Source organism: Paenibacillus sp. 10L310 (assembly GCF_056395745.1).
Genome location: NZ_JBFTKC010000030.1, coordinates 1 through 16,523, shown reverse-complemented (window position 1 = coordinate 16,523; position 16,523 = coordinate 1). Strand labels below are relative to the sequence as shown.

Sequence of the window (16,523 nt, the reverse complement as noted above, 5' to 3'; positions counted from 1 at the left end):
CAAATCGTTTAAAGTTTGAGATGTTAACACATAAGGAGGCTATCGTGATGGGTAAACAATGGATGAAACCGTTTGGTGCGGTGCTGGTGGCAAGTACATTGCTTGTTGGAGGAACAGCATGGGTTGCACCAGGTAACTATGCTTACGCTGCAGAGGTTCAGGGAGTACAACAGAATGTGATTAATGTTGTGGGTAAAGGTGAGATTCAGGTGAAGCCTGATATCGCGTATCTGTCTATTGGTGTGAACAGTACTGCAGAGACAGCTGCATCTGCTCAAAAAGCGAATGCTGCCAAAGTTCAAAAAGTATCCAACTTGCTTAAGAATACGTGGAAGATCAGTGCAGACGACATTCAAACGAGTCAGTTCTCTGTACAACCCAACTATACGTATAGCGAAAAAGACGGACAACAAATTAAAGGATATACAGCGCATCATACGCTGACAGTCACATATCGTCAAATGGACAAGATTGGCGAGTTGCTCGATGCTGCTTCGGGTGCGGGTGCCAACAATATTGAAAACGTACGCTTTACTGTAGAAAATCCGGAAAGTTATGAATCCCAAGTGATTGAAAAAGCTGTTGCCAATGCAGATGTGAAAGCGGGCGCCATTGCAAAAGCAGTTAAACGTCAACTGGGTGCTGTTCTTTCCGTGAGCCAAGGTGATGCCGATGTGCCTGTATTCTATGCAAGCGAGGCGTTGATGTCCAAAGCACAAGATACAGCAGGTGGTACTGAGATTGAAACAGGCCAGGTTAAAGTAAGTACAATTCTGAATATCACGTATGAAATGAAATAAACAAGATCGAACTAAGGATTGTAAACTCAAGAACCTTTTTAAGTGTCATTTGAAGGGTACAACGAAATAATGACAAAGACTTTGTCCTGTGGACAGAGTCTTTTTTTGTTGGAAAAGCAAACTTTGATGAAGTTATATAGAAGGGTACCTTTTTGAAGCAACATGAAATGCTGTATATTGGTATCTTTTTTGTATAGTTGTTCGTGACAAAAAGGTCATATCCCCATATATTTTCCTACTGATATTCATCAACATTGTAACTCGAGCTGTAAACCTTTCCGAAATCGGGTTAATTATAATAGAGAGGTGAGCGTATGAGATATGCGATCAGGTCAGGATTACATACGCAATGATCCCTAATTGTGAATTCAGAGAGGAGTTTTATATATGACATCATGGAAAAAATGGACAAGTGCGTTGCTTGCAACAGGAATTATTGTAGGTAGCGGTTCGGTGTGGCAGGACAGTTCGGTTCAGGCGGCATCGGTATCCTCGAAAGTGACAACCACAGCTGAGGTGACCCTGAAGTCGGGTGGAAAAACACTGACTCAAAAAGGACTTCTTCAAGGTGGTTCAACTTGGGTATCTCTTACGGCAGTTAAAGATGTGGCAGGTGGAACGCTGAAATATGATGCGAAAACCAAGTCATATACGGTAACAGCAGCCAACAATGCGATGACCGTTAGCCTGATGGATGGACAGCCAAACGTTTATATTAACGGTTATTACCCTCAGGTGGAAGCGAAATTGATTCAGGGTCGATTGTATATTCCATTCTCAGCAATGAGAGATTATCTGGGTGTACAGGGGAATTGGGATGCCAAAACCAAAACGTTGACACTCAGCAAGGTGAAACAAAATAACGTTAAAATTAAAGCAGCAACAGTTAATGTCACTGTAAAAAATGCTGAAGTAGATGTTCAATATCCGCAGGTGAGTGGACTTGCCAGCAAAGAAGCTGAAGCGGCGATCAACAAAGTGCTGAAAGACGAAGTGGATGCTTATGTAGCTGACTTCAAGAAACAGACATCTGAATTCGGCGGTGCAACAGCCAACCGTCCATATGCATTTGAGAGCTCCTATATAGTGACGTACAACGAAAAAGGCGTGCTGGGACTCATTACACAACGATACGAAGATTATGCTGGCGCTCATGGTATGACATACCGTACGGGCCACACCTTTGCACTGGACACAGGTAAGGAGCTTACGTTAGATGATGTGCTGCAAAATAACAAAACCATGCGCGAGACGTTGAGTAAAAAAGTGGGTGAACAACTGAAAGCCCGCGGCGGGTACCTCGACGGTTACAAAGGGTTAAATAAAGATCAAGATTTCTATGTGACACCAACGGGTGTAGTTGTGTTCTTCCAGTTGTATGAGTATACGGCGTATGCAGAGGGATTCCCTGAAATGCCATTTACGTATAAAGAGCTTCTCCCTAAAGGCACGGAACCTTTCAGTAATGTAAATGGAACCAAATAAAGAATCATTATTATGCACTCTCAAGTTTTCTTCCTTATAAAATGAAAAAAGAAGCCTTCATCATAATTATGATGAGGGCTTCTTCTCGTATAGACAACACAATTATATGTTGCTGATTACGTTAGGTGCTGACTATGTTAACGCATAGACCGTGGTCTACGTCACACTTAGATGCCTTGTGATCCTACGTTTTCGATAACTTTATCAATGATACCGTAATCGGCGGCTTCAGCAGCACTCATGAAGTAGTCACGATCTGTATCTTTCTCAATCCGCTCCAGCGGTTGACCTGAACGCTCAGAGATGATGCGGTTCAACGTATCACGCATTTTCAGGATGCGGCGAGCACGGATTTCGATGTCAGAAGCCTGACCTTGTGCACCACCAAGTGGTTGGTGAATCATAATTTCACTGTTTGGTAATGCAAAACGTTTACCTTTTGCACCGGCATTCAGCAAGAATGCACCCATGGAAGCCGCCATACCTACACAGATGGTAGATACATCCGGTTTGATGAATTGCATTGTATCGTAAATCGCCATACCGGCTGTAATCGATCCGCCTGGGCTGTTGATGTATAAGTGAATGTCTTTCTCCGGATCTTCCGCAGCCAGGAACAACATCTGTGCCATAATGGCATTAGCCACTACGTCATTAACATCGCTACCAAGGAAAATAATACGATCCTTCAGCAATCTGGAGTAGATGTCGTAGGCGCGCTCACCCCGGTTGCTCTGTTCAACGACCATTGGAATAAAACTCACGTGAAAAACCTCCTTGGAATGTAAATGTTATTGGTGTTTATACTTAAACTGTTACCGTATTACCCACATAATAAACAATTCCAAACAAAAAGTCAAAGAAAGTCAAACTAACTTGCAAAAAAAAGAAACCTTTCCGGTTTCATTGGTTAAATGGGTTATGAGCTGTTAAATAAAAATGGCGCGCCCGCCAAGAATCGAACTTGGATCTCAGGCTTCGGAGGCCTACGTCATATCCATTGGACCACGGGCGCACATTATGTGACAGCAATAATGATTATAGCTCATGAAATATTTAATTGCAAGCAGTTCGTTGTGGTATTGGTTTGGATTAACCTAAAAATGATCATGATGAAGAAGAGTGGATAAAGAGTGCATTTAAGTAAATGCTATTAGAGGTTTTGGACATGCTGTATGAAATGTGATTGTGAGCGATATGTAGATTGAATTCATGTGTTTCTTCTATATATGGTATGCGTGAGCTAGTCCTAGATCATGGAAGTCTAGGATTGTGAAAATAGGCGCGTACAAACGCTGCATGCGTGTCGAAATAACACGTTGAAACACTTGCATGTCACGTCAGTTTTAGGTAGAATAGACGTGGGACTTAAAAAGTTAACCCGGGACGTTTTAGGGCCACGAAAGAGAGCTTAGAACGAGAACTTGCGGGAGTGGAAAGCATGCGAACGATTTTAGAAGTACAAAAGCAGCTTCTGCCTGATCTCATGGATATCTTGAAAAAGAGGTATACGATTCTGCAACAGATCATGTTATCGGATGTGATCGGACGGAGAACGTTAGCTAATTCCATGCAGATGACCGAGCGGGTTCTGAGGGCTGAGACCGATCTGTTAAAGGCTCAGGGACTTATTGAAATTGACAGTGCAGGAATGAAGATCAGCGAGGCAGGGTATGATTTGCTGCAGCAGTTAGAGCCCGTAGCCAAAGAGCTGTTCGGATTATCCGAGCTGGAAGAGCGCATCAAGCAAGCATACGGTCTGCAAAAGGTAGTTGTGGTTCCTGGCGATTCGGACGTTTCTCCATTTGCCAAAAGGGAACTGGGCAGAGCCGGAGCGAAGGCTCTCGGCAATATCATGAGTGACAACGACGTTGTCGCCGTTACTGGCGGTTCAACAACGGCCGAAGTCGCAGAACAACTAAATCCGCCAACATCGCTCAAAGGTGTCTGGTTCGTACCAGCACGCGGTGGACTTGGAGAAAGCCTTGAAATTCAGGCTAATACGATCGCATCCACAATGGCAAAACGGGTAGGGGCGCAATACAAACTCCTGCATGTACCGGATTTGCTCAGTGATCATGCCTATGAATCATTAATCCAGGACCCTAGTGTTCAGGAGATTCTGCAGCTGATCAGGCAATCACGGATTGTTATTCATGGAATTGGTGATGCCGTAGAGATGGCCAAAAGACGCAAACTTGCGACGGAGATTATAGATGAACTTCAGGAGCAAGGGGCCGTATCTGAATCTTTCGGTTATTACTTTAATGATCAGGGTAAGGTGGTACATACCATGCTTACACTGGGTATGCGACTTCAGGATATTGAACGAACCGATGTTGTGATTGGAATTGCAGGTGGCAAAAGCAAAGCTGCTGCTATACATTCCGTGTTACGATTTGGTCAGGAAGATATTCTGATTATTGATGAGGCTGCTGCCGAAGTCATCGTTGCTGAAATGGAATAAGGTTTTACTTTGCATCACAACTATTGTTGTCTTGACGGACTTCACCGTCTGTCTTGAATATATAAGTTTCATAAAAAATTAATCAAAACTTGGGAGGAACTTACTCATGATTAAAGTAGGTATTAACGGTTTTGGACGTATTGGACGCTTGGCATTCCGCCGTATTCAAAATGTAGCAGGCATCGAGGTAGTAGCAATCAACGACTTGACTGACGCTAAAATGCTCGCTCATTTGCTCAAATATGATACAACTCAAGGTCGCTTCGATGGCGATGTTGAAGTACACGATGGCTTCTTCAAAGTGAACGGCAAAGAAGTTAAAGTATTGGCTAACCGTAACCCGGAAGAACTTCCTTGGGGCGACCTGGGCGTAGATATCGTTCTGGAATGTACTGGTTTCTTCACAACTAAAGAAGCAGCTGAGAAACACTTGAAAGGTGGAGCTAAGAAAGTTGTTATCTCCGCACCAGCTACTGGCGACATGAAAACCATCGTTTACAACGTAAACCATGAAATCCTCGACGGTACTGAAACTGTAATCTCCGGCGCATCTTGCACAACAAACTGCCTGGCACCTATGGCAAAAACACTGCAAGACAAATTCGGAATCGTTCAAGGTTTGATGACTACAATTCACGCTTACACTGGCGACCAAAACACGTTGGATGCTCCACACCCTAAAGGTGACTTCCGTCGTGCTCGCGCAGCAGCTGAAAACATCATCCCTAACACAACTGGTGCTGCTAAAGCAATCGGTCTGGTAATCCCAGAACTGCAAGGCATCCTTGATGGTGCAGCTCAACGTGTACCAGTAGCTACTGGTTCCCTGACTGAGCTCGTAACTGTTCTGAACAAAAAAGTAACTGCTGAAGAAGTTAACGCAGCTATGCAAGAAGCTTCCGATCCAGAAACTTTCGGATACACAGAAGACGAAATCGTATCTTCCGATATCCAAGGAATCACTTTCGGTTCCCTGTTTGATGCAACTCAAACTAAAGTTCTGACTGTTGGCGACCAACAATTGGTTAAAACTGTAGCTTGGTATGACAATGAAATGTCCTACACTGCACAATTGGTTCGCACTTTGGAGCACTTTGCAAAAATGATTAAGTAATATCTGTAATAACATAGAGCGGAAACAGATGCTATATTGTTTCCGCTCTTTATATATCTACATTTTGCAAATTTCTCAAAAACACCAGGATTGACGAGGGATTTTAGCTCTTGATTGGTCCACCAAATACATGGGTGCGGAGGAAATACAGATGAACAAAAAAAGTGTACGCGATATCGAATTGACAGGAAAACGGGCTTTTGTCCGTGTAGATTTCAATGTGCCGCTCGAAGATGGTAAAATTACAGATGACAAACGTATTCGTGCAACGCTTCCTACAATCAACTTCTTGATTGAAAAAGGCGCTAAAGTCATTTTGGCAAGCCACATGGGTCGTCCTAACGGCGAAGTGGTTGAATCCTTGCGTTTGACTCCAGCAGCTGAGCGTTTGTCTGAATTGCTTGGTAAAACAGTTGTTAAAGCTGACGATTCCGTTGGTGACGCTGTTAAAGCTCAAATCGCTGAACTGAACAACGGCGACGTATTGTTGCTTGAAAACGTTCGTTTCCACGCAGGCGAAGAGAAAAACGATCCGGAACTGGCAAAACAATTTGCTGAACTGGCTGATGTTTTCGTTAACGATGCGTTTGGCGCGGCTCACAGAGCACACGCTTCGACTGAAGGAATCGCTCACTTGCTTCCAGCAGTGTCCGGTTTGTTGATGGAGAAAGAACTTGAAGTGTTGGGTAAAGCAATTTCCAACCCTGAGCGTCCTTTCACAGCTATCATTGGTGGATCCAAAGTTAAGGACAAAATCGATGTAATCGACAACCTGCTGAACATTGCAGACAACGTAATCATCGGTGGCGGTCTGACTTACACGTTCTTCAAAGCACAAGGACATGAAATTGGACAATCCTTGCTGGATGATTCCAAACTTGATGTTGCTCTCGGTTTTATCGAAAAAGCGAAAAAATTGGGCAAAAACTTCTACCTGCCGGTAGATATCGTAGTATCTGACGATTTCAGTGCGAAAGCAAACACACAAATCGTTGACATCGATGGTATCCCAGCAGATTGGGAAGGTATCGACATCGGTCCTAAAACACGTGAGATCTATGCTGATGTAATCAAAAACTCCAAATTGGTTGTGTGGAACGGACCAATGGGCGTATTTGAAATCGAGCCATTCTCCCACGGTACTCGTGCAGTAGCGGAAGCTTGCGCTGAGACAGAAGCTTACACTGTAATTGGTGGCGGTGACTCCGCAGCAGCAGCTGAGAAGTTCAAATTGGCTGACAAGATGAACCACATCTCTACAGGTGGCGGTGCATCGCTCGAGTTCATGGAAGGTAAAGTACTTCCAGGCGTAGTGGCATTGAACGACAAGTAAGTTTTAGTAGCCTATAGCATGAAGGAGTTGAAACCCATGAGAACACCGATTATCGCAGGTAACTGGAAAATGTTCAAAACGGTTTCCGAATCCAATGACTTCATTCAGGAAGTTAAAGGAAAAGCGGAAGTTGAAGGCGTAGAGACTGTAATCTGCGCACCGTTTACAAATCTGCCATCCCTGGTAGAAGCCGTTAAAGGCACAAACATCAAAATTGGTGCACAAAATCTTCATTTTGAAGATAACGGTGCATTCACAGGTGAAATCAGCGGCGTGATGCTGAAAGACCTGGGTGTGGATTATGTCATTATTGGTCACTCGGAGCGCCGTCAATATTTTGCGGAAACCGATGAGACTGTCAATAAAAAGTTGCATGCAGCATTCCGTCACGGTTTGACTCCAATCTTCTGCCTTGGTGAGACGCTTGAAGAGCGTGAAGCGAACCAAACAAAAGACGTATGCAAAGTGCAAACAGTAGCTGCTTTTGCAGGTCTGTCTGCAGAGCAAGCGGCCCAAGTTGTTATCGCTTATGAGCCAATCTGGGCGATTGGTACAGGCAAATCCTCCACTTCCCAAGATGCGAATGAAGTTATTGCTTACATTCGTACGCTGGTGAAGGATCTGTACAACGAGACGGTTGCGAATGCAGTTCGTATTCAATACGGCGGCAGTGTTAAACCAGAGAACGTAACAGAATACCTCGGACAAAGCGACATCGACGGCGCACTTGTTGGCGGTGCCAGCTTGCAGCCGGCTTCGTTCATCGCGCTTGTTGAGGGGGCGAAGTAAGATGACAGCTCCAAAACCTGTAGCACTGATCATCATGGATGGCTTTGGTCTGCGTAACACGGTGGAAGGCAATGCGGTAGCGCAAGCCAAGAAACCGAACTATGACCGTTTCATGAGCCAATTCCCACATACAACGCTCACTGCTTGCGGTGAAGCTGTAGGTTTGCCAGAAGGGCAAATGGGAAATTCCGAGGTAGGTCACCTGAACATTGGTGCCGGCCGGATCGTATACCAGGATTTGACCCGTATCTCCAAATCCATTCGTGACGGCGAGTTCTACGACAATGAAACACTTGTCAAAGCCGTTCGTGAAGCGAAACAAAGCGGCAAAAAACTTCATCTCTACGGCTTGTTGTCTGATGGCGGCGTACATAGTCACATCGACCACCTGTTTGCTATGCTAGATCTGGCCAAAAAAGAAGGAATGAATGATGTATATATTCATGCTTTCATGGATGGCCGTGATGTTATGCCAGACAGTGGTAAAGACTTCATGCAGAAACTGATCGCTAAGATTGAAGAAGTCGGTGTAGGTAAAATCGCTACGGTTCAAGGTCGCTATTACGCGATGGACCGTGACAAACGTTGGGAACGGGTTGAGAAATCATACCGTGCCATCGTTTATGGAGATGGACCAAAATACACTGACCCACTCAAAGCGGTTGAAGAATCGTATGAGAAATCCGTATTTGATGAATTCGTTGAACCAACGGTTATCGTTAAAGCGGATGGTGAGCCGGTAGGTTTGGTTGAGAGCGGCGATTCCGTTATCTTCCTCAACTTCCGTCCTGACCGTGCGATCCAGTTGTCGCAAGTATTCACGAACCAGGATTTCCGCGGTTTTGATCGTGGTCCGAAGTTCCCTGTGGGCTTGCACTTTGTATGCTTGACTTTGTTCAGCGAGACGGTTGAAGGTTATGTGGCTTATTCGCCGAAGAACCTCGACAACACCCTGGGTGAAGTCCTTGTACAGAACAATAAAAAACAACTGCGTATTGCAGAAACTGAGAAATACCCGCACGTTACCTTCTTCTTCAGCGGTGGTCGTGATGTGGAGCTTCCGGGCGAAACTCGTGTACTGATCAACTCACCAAAAGTTGCAACGTATGACCTGCAACCAGAGATGAGTGCGTATGAAGTAGCTGATGCATGTGTTCGCGAGATCGAAGCAGACAAACATGATGCCATCATTCTGAACTTTGCTAACCCTGACATGGTTGGACACTCCGGCATGCTGGAGCCTACCATCAAAGCGGTTGAAGTAACAGATGAGTGCATGGGCCGTGTTGTGGATGCAGTACTTGCCAAAGGCGGCGTTGTACTGATCACGGCGGATCATGGTAACGCGGATATGGTGTTCGATGAGAAAGGACGTCCGTTCACAGCTCATACAACGAACCCGGTTCCATTCATCGTTACGGATGCCAATGTAACTTTGCGTGAAGGCGGAATCCTGGCAGATATCGCGCCAACGATCCTTGACCTGATGCAATTGCCTAAACCGGCTGAGATGACAGGTACATCCGTTATCTCTACCCGTAAATAAGTTACGCAACAACATATATAATTGGACGGTTTGGCGTTTGCACATTGAACGAAGGCAGCAGAAATAGTCTGAAGAAGCGAAGCGCTCGCCTTTATCACATGATTTCAACTTATGAAAGTAAGTTCAAAGAAATCAGGGGATAACAGCGATCGGAAGACGATTCTGCTGACATAGTGAAATAAGGGCAAACACAAGTTGGTCCAAAAATTAAATCCCAACTATAAAGGAGATTATCACAAATGACTATTATTTCTGACGTGTACGCTCGCGAAGTCCTCGACTCCCGCGGTAACCCTACAGTAGAAGTTGAAGTATACCTGGAGTCCGGCGCAATCGGACGCGCAATCGTTCCATCTGGTGCATCCACTGGTGCCCACGAAGCAGTTGAGCTTCGCGATGGTGACAAATCCCGTTACCTCGGTAAAGGCGTTCTGCAAGCTGTTAAAAACGTAAACGAAACAATCGCTCCAGAAGTTATCGGTATGGATGCATTGGATCAACTGGGTATCGACAAATTGATGATCACTTTGGATGGTACGCCAAACAAAGGTAAACTGGGCGCTAACGCAATCCTAGCTGTATCCATGGCAGTAGCTCGCGCAGCTGCTGACGCTCTGGACCTGCCATTGTATGTTTACCTGGGCGGATTCAACGCTAAAGCATTGCCAGTACCAATGATGAACATCATCAACGGTGGTGAGCATGCTGACAACAACATCGACGTTCAAGAGTTCATGGTTCTTCCAGTTGGAGCACCAAGCTTCAAAGAAGCTCTTCGCGTAGGTGCAGAGATCTTCCACAACTTGAAATCCGTATTGAGCTCCAAAGGCTTGAACACAGCTGTAGGTGACGAAGGTGGTTTCGCACCGAACCTTGGTTCGAACGAAGAAGCAATCACTACAATCATCGAAGCAATTGAAAAAGCTGGTTACAAACCAGGCGTTGACGTATTCTTGGGTATGGACGTTGCTTCCACTGAGTTCTACAAAGATGGTAAGTACACACTTGCTGGCGAAGGTAAATCTTACACTTCCGCTGAGTATGTTGACCTTCTGGCTTCATGGGTTGAGAAATACCCAATCATCACAATCGAAGACGGTATGTCCGAAGATGACTGGGATGGTTGGAAATTGCTCACTGAGAAATTGGGAGACAAAGTACAACTCGTTGGGGATGACCTGTTCGTAACAAACACTGAGCGTCTGGGCAGAGGTATCAACGAAGGTATCGGTAACTCCATCCTGATCAAAGTTAACCAAATCGGTACATTGACTGAAACATTTGATGCAATCGAAATGGCTAAACGCGCAGGATACACAGCTGTAATCTCCCACCGTTCCGGTGAGTCCGAAGACAGCACAATCGCTGATATCGCTGTTGCAACTAACGCTGGTCAAATCAAAACGGGTGCTCCTTCCCGTACAGACCGTATCGCGAAGTACAACCAATTGCTCCGCATTGAGGATCAACTGGGTGAACTGGCTCAATACAATGGTCTTAAAGGATTCTACAACCTTAAAAAATAAGCTGGATATCCAGCTTTTACAGGCAAGCCGGGTAACCGGCTTGTCTTTTTTATTGCAAAGAAGTAATGGTATAACGTAAGGATCACGCAGATGGTGAAATTTAGGGCATTGTATAAACTGTACTACTTGTAGTACAACCATAGCTATGTTACAATTAAAGTAACTGTTTTTATGGTGAGATGTATGCCCACATGGGTAGGAGGTGGAAAGAATGGATATTGCTTTGAAATTGCTGCTCGTTGTTTTCTCGATCGGTCTAATCACTGTAGTATTGCTGCAGCACGGGAAAAGCGCTGGTTTGGCGGGTGCCATCTCCGGTGGTGCGGAACATCTTTTCGGTAAAACGAAAGCGCGCGGATTGGATCTCTTCCTGCAACGTGCAACGGTGGTACTGGGTGCAGGATTTATGATTTTGTCTATTGTTGTTACGGTGGTTTCCAAGTAAGATTCGGAACTGCTGTTCAATGAATAGCTTAAGCTAATGGCTTAATTGATGAACCTTCGTTTCGTGAAGAAACGGGGGTTTTTTAATAAATTCTTACGCGTCCAAACTTTTCCAACAATTTAATCTATAGACTCCATGATTTTCGGTCTTCTTCTCACTTCTGTTTGGTTTTCCTTCCTTAACATGCAACACACCCCTATCATGTATGGTATGTCCCTCGCTTATTCGTTACGCGAACTCACTCCCTATAATGAATGTCATGTGTACAGAAAATTTTCGGATGTAGTCCTTTTCCAGATGCGCACAGCACGTGTATCGCATAAAATGCTGTAGAGATACGTGAAAGCGTGATTTTAGAGGAGCGCCCGGCAACTGTGGTTTTTTTGCGAGGTACGGATGGGCCGGATTGAATTCGTGTATACTAGGGTATGAGATAGTATGGTTGTACTACTACACTCTTCACAGCAATGATATTGTATTGCATGAAAAAGGTAAGAATTCCGATACATAAAGAGATGAGACTTGCTTACACTTTTATGTTTCCCGAGGTGAATATATTAATGATAACAGAACAACAATTGCTCGACTTCATGCGGGAAACCGCTTATAAACCTATGACTTATCAGGAGTTGGAACAGCACTTCGCTATTGAAGATGCAGCTGATTTCAAAGCCTTTTTGATTATGCTTAATACGCTGGAGGAATCCGGTAAAGTTTTGCTGACCCGTAACAATCGCTATGGCATGCCAGAGCGCATGGATTTGGTACGTGGACGTTTACAGGCTCACGCCAAAGGTTTCGCTTTCCTTATCCCTGAGGATCGGGAGCACCCGGATGTGTACATTCACGCCAATGATATGAAAAGTGCGATGAATGGTGATACGGTATTGGTTAAAGTCACATCTCAAGGACCTTCAGGTGGTCGTTTGGAGGGTGAGATCGTCCGTATTGTTACTCGTGCTGTGACACAAGTCGTTGGTGTGTTCCAGAGCCATGAGGTGTACGGATTTGTCATTCCGGATGATAAACGGATTAATCGCGATATTTTCATCCCACGTACCAACTTTGCTGGGGCGGTTGATGGACAGAAGGTCGTAGCCAAGATCGTCAGCTATCCGGAGGGCCGTGCGGCGGCCGAAGGTGAAGTGATCGAGATTCTCGGTCATAAGGATGAGCCGGGTATTGATATTTTGTCCGTCATTCGCAAGCATCAGTTGCCTGAAGCTTTCCCTGATGAAGTGGTAGAAGAGGCGGAAAAAGCACCCGACTCCATCACGGATGAAGAGATCGTACAACAGGGTCGCCGTGATCTGCGCGGACTTAACATTGTCACGATTGATGGCGAAGATGCCAAGGATCTGGATGATGCTGTAAATGTAGAGAAACTGCCTAACGGGAACTACCGTCTGGGTGTTCATATTGCCGACGTTGGCTATTATGTGCAGGAGAATTCCAAGCTTGATCAGGAAGCCTACAACCGTGGATGCAGTGTGTATCTGGTGGACCGGGTTATTCCGATGCTGCCACAGCGTCTGTCCAACGGCATCTGTAGTTTGAACCCGCAGGTAGACCGCTTGACACTGTCTTGTGAGATGGAGTTTAACGACCAGATGAAGGTTGTAAAACATGACATTTTCACAAGTGTAATCAAAACCAAAGAGCGGATGACGTATTCCAACGTCCGTAAAATCCTTGAAGGTGAAGAGCCGGAATTGCTCGAGCGTTATAAGGATCTGGTAGATGATTTCCATCTGATGAAAGAGATCGCTTTGAAGCTGCGTGCTATGCGTATGCGCCGTGGTGCGGTTGACTTTGATTTTGAAGAATCCAAAATCATTGTGGACGCAGAATGCAAACCGATAGATATCGTGAAACGGGAGCGTTCGATCGCAGAGCAAATCATTGAGGAATTCATGTTGGCAGCGAACGAAACAGTGGCAGAGCATTTCCACTGGTTGAAGGTTCCTTTCATTTATCGTGTGCACGAAGACCCGGATCAGGAAAAACTGCAAAATTTCCTCGCCTTTGCGGCGAATTTTGGACACCAGGTCAAAGGACGTGGCAATGCAATTCATCCACGGGCGCTTCAATCGTTGCTTGAGGATATCAAAGAAACGAAAGAACAAACCGTGATTAGTACGATGATGCTCCGTTCCATGAAACAGGCGAAGTATGATTCTGAAATGTCAGGTCACTTTGGCCTCGCGGCAGAATTCTATAGTCACTTTACGTCTCCAATTCGTCGTTATCCCGATCTTGTCATTCACCGGGTGATTCGCGAAGTCATTGAAAATAAGGGTGCATTGCCGGAGAACCGTCAGGAGTATTTGGGAGCACGTATGTCCGATATTGCGCAGCAGTCTTCTGAACGTGAACGTGTGGCGGTAGAAGCTGAGCGGGATACGGAAAAAATGAAAAAAGCCGAGTACATGCTCGACAAAGTAGGCGAAGAGTTCGAAGGCATGATCAGCAGTGTGACCAGCTTTGGTATGTTCATTGAGTTGGAAAACACGGTTGAAGGCTTGATTCGCCTGAGCGCACTCACGGACGACTATTACCATTTTGACGATCAGCATATGGCTCTGATTGGTGAACGTACCTCGAAAGTCTTCCGCATCGGTGATGAAGTGAAGATCCGTGTGGCACGTGTAAGCATGGAAGAGTATACGATTGATTTTGAAATGGTAGATATGAAACCTCGCGGTGAACGTCCTGGCGGCTTCGGTGGCGGACGTGGCGGTAAAGGTGGACGCCCAGCAAGTGGTGGCGGTCGCGGCGGAGCCAAGGGTGGACCGGGTGGTTTCAGCGGTTCACGTGGCGGAAAAGGAGGCTCATCCGCTGCTGGAGCCAGCCGTGGTGGCAGATCAACGGAAGAAAGCAGCAAAGGTGGACGTGGCGGTCGCGGTGGAGCAGCGAGTGCAGGCGCGGGCGCAGGCTCATCTGGTGGCTACGCAGGTAAAGGCGGCGGCAAACCAAAAGGTGAGCGTCGTGCTGGTGATGTTGGAGGATCAACTGGCCGGGGCAAAGGTGCGGTGAGCTTTGGTTTTGGCTCAGGTAAAGGCGGATATAGCTCTACATCGGGTGGATCGGATAGTAGTTCAACCGATGGACAAGGAAGTGGCCTGAACAGCGGCAGCGGTCGCGGTGAAGGAAGCTTTAAATCCGGCAAGGGCGGCAATAAAGGTGGCAAAGGCGGAAGTGGACGCAAAAACACTTCGCCAAGCGGCGTATTTATTGGAGAGAATGCAACTCCTGGTGGCGCTCAGGAAGGCGGAGCACCACGACGCAAGCGGAAGAAGAGCAAAGGTGCAGCTGGTAACGGCACGGCAGCTTTTGTACGGAAAAAGAAAAAATAAAGCTAACGTAACTTGGAGAAATGGATTACAAGTCGTTCCTCCAGGTTAAGCGTTGGAGAAAATAGTCACTTCAGCCGGTGTGTTGTTTCGCACTGTCTGAAAGTGGTGTAATGAGGAGGGGCGGCAGAGGTCGCCTCTTTCTTGATTTTAACAGCCGTACTTGCTACAATTAGGGTCTGGCACGTGGTACCTTGGTGCAACATTGGGTGCGCTGCTATAGAGCATGGTACCGGCTTATTTTACGGAGAAGGAGTGAGGACATGGGCAAGAATGATGGACAGAGTAAAGTGCTCGCACAGAATAAAAAGGCTTCCCATGACTACTTCATTGAAGATACGTATGAAGCGGGCATGGTGCTTACCGGAACGGAGATCAAATCTCTTCGTAACGGCCGTGCGAATATTGGTGATGCATTTGCCACCATTCGAAACGGTGAGATTCATATTCACAATATGCATATTAGTCCTTTTGAACAAGGGAACCGAAATAATCCGCTTGATCCAACACGTACGCGCAAGTTGTTGATGCATAAAGTGCAGATTCACAAGCTGCTCGGGCTGTCGAAACAGGATGGGTACAGCATTGTTCCGCTGAAAATCTATATCCGCAATGGTTATGCAAAGCTTTTGCTCGGACTGGGTAAAGGTAAGAAGCAGTATGATAAACGTGAAACTGCCGCGAAGCGCGATGCACAACGTGATATCCAACGGGTACTGCGCGAGAAGCAGAAGGTTGCGCGTTAAGTGGAGCGCTGGGCGGCTTTACTTTAGGTGTATAAGTTAGTTTTTGTGATGAAGCTTTGATGTATGAGTTAAGGAGTCTCAAGGTTTGTCCTGCAATGGGCAAGCTTGGGGCTTTTTTATTTTTAGTGGAGAGGGGATGTGATGCGAATAGCTCAAGTGTACTATTTGGTGATTTCCTTTGATATGTGTTGAAGGGAAATTGGTAGGAGCATGGAGCTTGGCGCTTGGCGCGTTGATGAATCTAAATTTTTAGCCTTTGCGTAGTTTGCCTGAAACGTGGGTAAGATACTTAGGTGCCGTTGTTCGTGATCCAATCTGGGTAAACTTTACTTCCGATTGGTGACGCGGTATAATATGTAGACGATTGAGCCTGTTGCATTGGATAACCTTGTACACATGCTCAGCCTGCTGGAATGTCTTCCAGCAATCTGCACTATTTCGGTGATGTGTCCTGTGTTATGATTACTCATGTAGCAGACAGGAATGCCGAGTTTGAAAGAAGCATCTTTTTACCTTGGAGGAAAAAGATGTGTAGCACCTTTGCTCCGTATTCACGGATTAATCCTGGAGCCCTTCTTCATTGAGGGGGCGTTTATGGATTCGACGGGGATAGTTCGAGCATGGGTAGCGGGTAGTGGGGACGCGTCCGCTTTATCAACGCTAAAGCCTATTAAACGGCAAACAACAAACAAACTACGCTTTCGCAGCCTAAGAAACTGTGTGCGTGCTTCTACCCTGCATCGCCCATGTGACAGGGATAGGGGCTAACTAGTAGTGGGATACGCTGTCACATCTCCGCCTGGGGTGTGCTGAAGAAGACAATCAGGCTGACCCAACGTATAGCCGGTTACGGGGCGATACTCGGGTGACATCAAAACTGTGACTACACCCGTAGAAGCTTATGTGCCGTTATCTTCGG

General features: G+C 45.9%; 12 protein-coding genes, 1 tRNA gene and 1 other RNA gene. 12 read left to right on the top strand and 2 right to left on the bottom strand.

Features of this window, described 5'->3' with window-relative positions; translation table 11 throughout:
• Positions 1-47: 47 nt before the first annotated feature.
• Together AC1DE7_RS30225 and AC1DE7_RS30220 are read left to right on the top strand one after the other, a co-directional pair.
• The gene (locus AC1DE7_RS30225) at positions 48-800 is read left to right on the top strand and encodes an SIMPL domain-containing protein (protein ID WP_340027924.1); all 753 of its coding nucleotides are present in this window, start codon (positions 48-50) and stop codon (positions 798-800) included.
• Between the two features lie 387 nt (positions 801-1,187).
• On the top strand, positions 1,188-2,285 hold the full coding sequence (locus tag AC1DE7_RS30220; RefSeq protein WP_477535791.1) for a stalk domain-containing protein: 1,098 nt from the start codon (positions 1,188-1,190) through the stop codon (positions 2,283-2,285).
• A gap of 167 nt (positions 2,286-2,452) precedes the next feature.
• Here the strand turns inward: AC1DE7_RS30220 and clpP are convergent, their stop codons facing one another.
• Together clpP and AC1DE7_RS30210 are read right to left on the bottom strand one after the other, a co-directional pair.
• On the bottom strand, positions 2,453-3,049 hold the full coding sequence (gene clpP, locus AC1DE7_RS30215; protein WP_017691245.1) for an ATP-dependent Clp endopeptidase proteolytic subunit ClpP: 597 nt from the start codon (positions 3,047-3,049) through the stop codon (positions 2,453-2,455).
• A 176-nt stretch (positions 3,050-3,225) separates the two neighbouring features.
• Positions 3,226-3,300, bottom strand: a tRNA-Arg gene (locus AC1DE7_RS30210).
• A gap of 426 nt (positions 3,301-3,726) precedes the next feature.
• Here AC1DE7_RS30210 and AC1DE7_RS30205 point away from each other — a divergent pair.
• The 10 genes from AC1DE7_RS30205 to ssrA form a co-directional block, all read left to right on the top strand.
• Positions 3,727-4,752 carry a sugar-binding transcriptional regulator gene (locus tag AC1DE7_RS30205; RefSeq protein ID WP_036616216.1) on the top strand — a complete coding sequence of 342 codons (1,026 nt, stop codon included), beginning with the start codon at positions 3,727-3,729 and terminating at the stop codon, positions 4,750-4,752.
• Between the two features lie 106 nt (positions 4,753-4,858).
• Positions 4,859-5,866 (top strand): type I glyceraldehyde-3-phosphate dehydrogenase, encoded by a 1,008-nt coding sequence (gene gap / locus AC1DE7_RS30200; protein ID WP_017691243.1) that lies wholly within the window; start codon positions 4,859-4,861, stop codon positions 5,864-5,866.
• 151 nt (positions 5,867-6,017) lie between these two features.
• On the top strand, positions 6,018-7,199 hold the full coding sequence (locus tag AC1DE7_RS30195; protein ID WP_036674741.1) for a phosphoglycerate kinase: 1,182 nt from the start codon (positions 6,018-6,020) through the stop codon (positions 7,197-7,199).
• A gap of 36 nt (positions 7,200-7,235) precedes the next feature.
• On the top strand, positions 7,236-7,988 hold the full coding sequence (tpiA, locus tag AC1DE7_RS30190) for a triose-phosphate isomerase (RefSeq protein WP_036616221.1): 753 nt from the start codon (positions 7,236-7,238) through the stop codon (positions 7,986-7,988).
• Position 7,989: 1 nt separating this feature from the next.
• Positions 7,990-9,534 carry a 2,3-bisphosphoglycerate-independent phosphoglycerate mutase gene (gene gpmI / locus AC1DE7_RS30185; protein WP_100526438.1) on the top strand — a complete coding sequence of 515 codons (1,545 nt, stop codon included), beginning with the start codon at positions 7,990-7,992 and terminating at the stop codon, positions 9,532-9,534.
• A gap of 239 nt (positions 9,535-9,773) precedes the next feature.
• A complete protein-coding gene (gene eno, locus AC1DE7_RS30180; RefSeq protein WP_036616228.1) occupies positions 9,774-11,060 on the top strand; it encodes a phosphopyruvate hydratase in 1,287 nt (428 codons plus the stop codon).
• A gap of 211 nt (positions 11,061-11,271) precedes the next feature.
• Complete coding sequence (gene secG / locus AC1DE7_RS30175) at positions 11,272-11,505, top strand: preprotein translocase subunit SecG (protein WP_036616231.1); 234 nt, start codon at positions 11,272-11,274, stop codon at positions 11,503-11,505.
• Between the two features lie 560 nt (positions 11,506-12,065).
• On the top strand, positions 12,066-14,861 hold the full coding sequence (gene rnr / locus AC1DE7_RS30170; protein ID WP_477535790.1) for a ribonuclease R: 2,796 nt from the start codon (positions 12,066-12,068) through the stop codon (positions 14,859-14,861).
• A gap of 260 nt (positions 14,862-15,121) precedes the next feature.
• Positions 15,122-15,604 carry an SsrA-binding protein SmpB gene (gene smpB, locus AC1DE7_RS30165; RefSeq protein ID WP_036674736.1) on the top strand — a complete coding sequence of 161 codons (483 nt, stop codon included), beginning with the start codon at positions 15,122-15,124 and terminating at the stop codon, positions 15,602-15,604.
• A gap of 584 nt (positions 15,605-16,188) precedes the next feature.
• Positions 16,189-16,523, top strand: a transfer-messenger RNA (tmRNA) gene (ssrA, locus tag AC1DE7_RS30160); the annotation flags it as partial.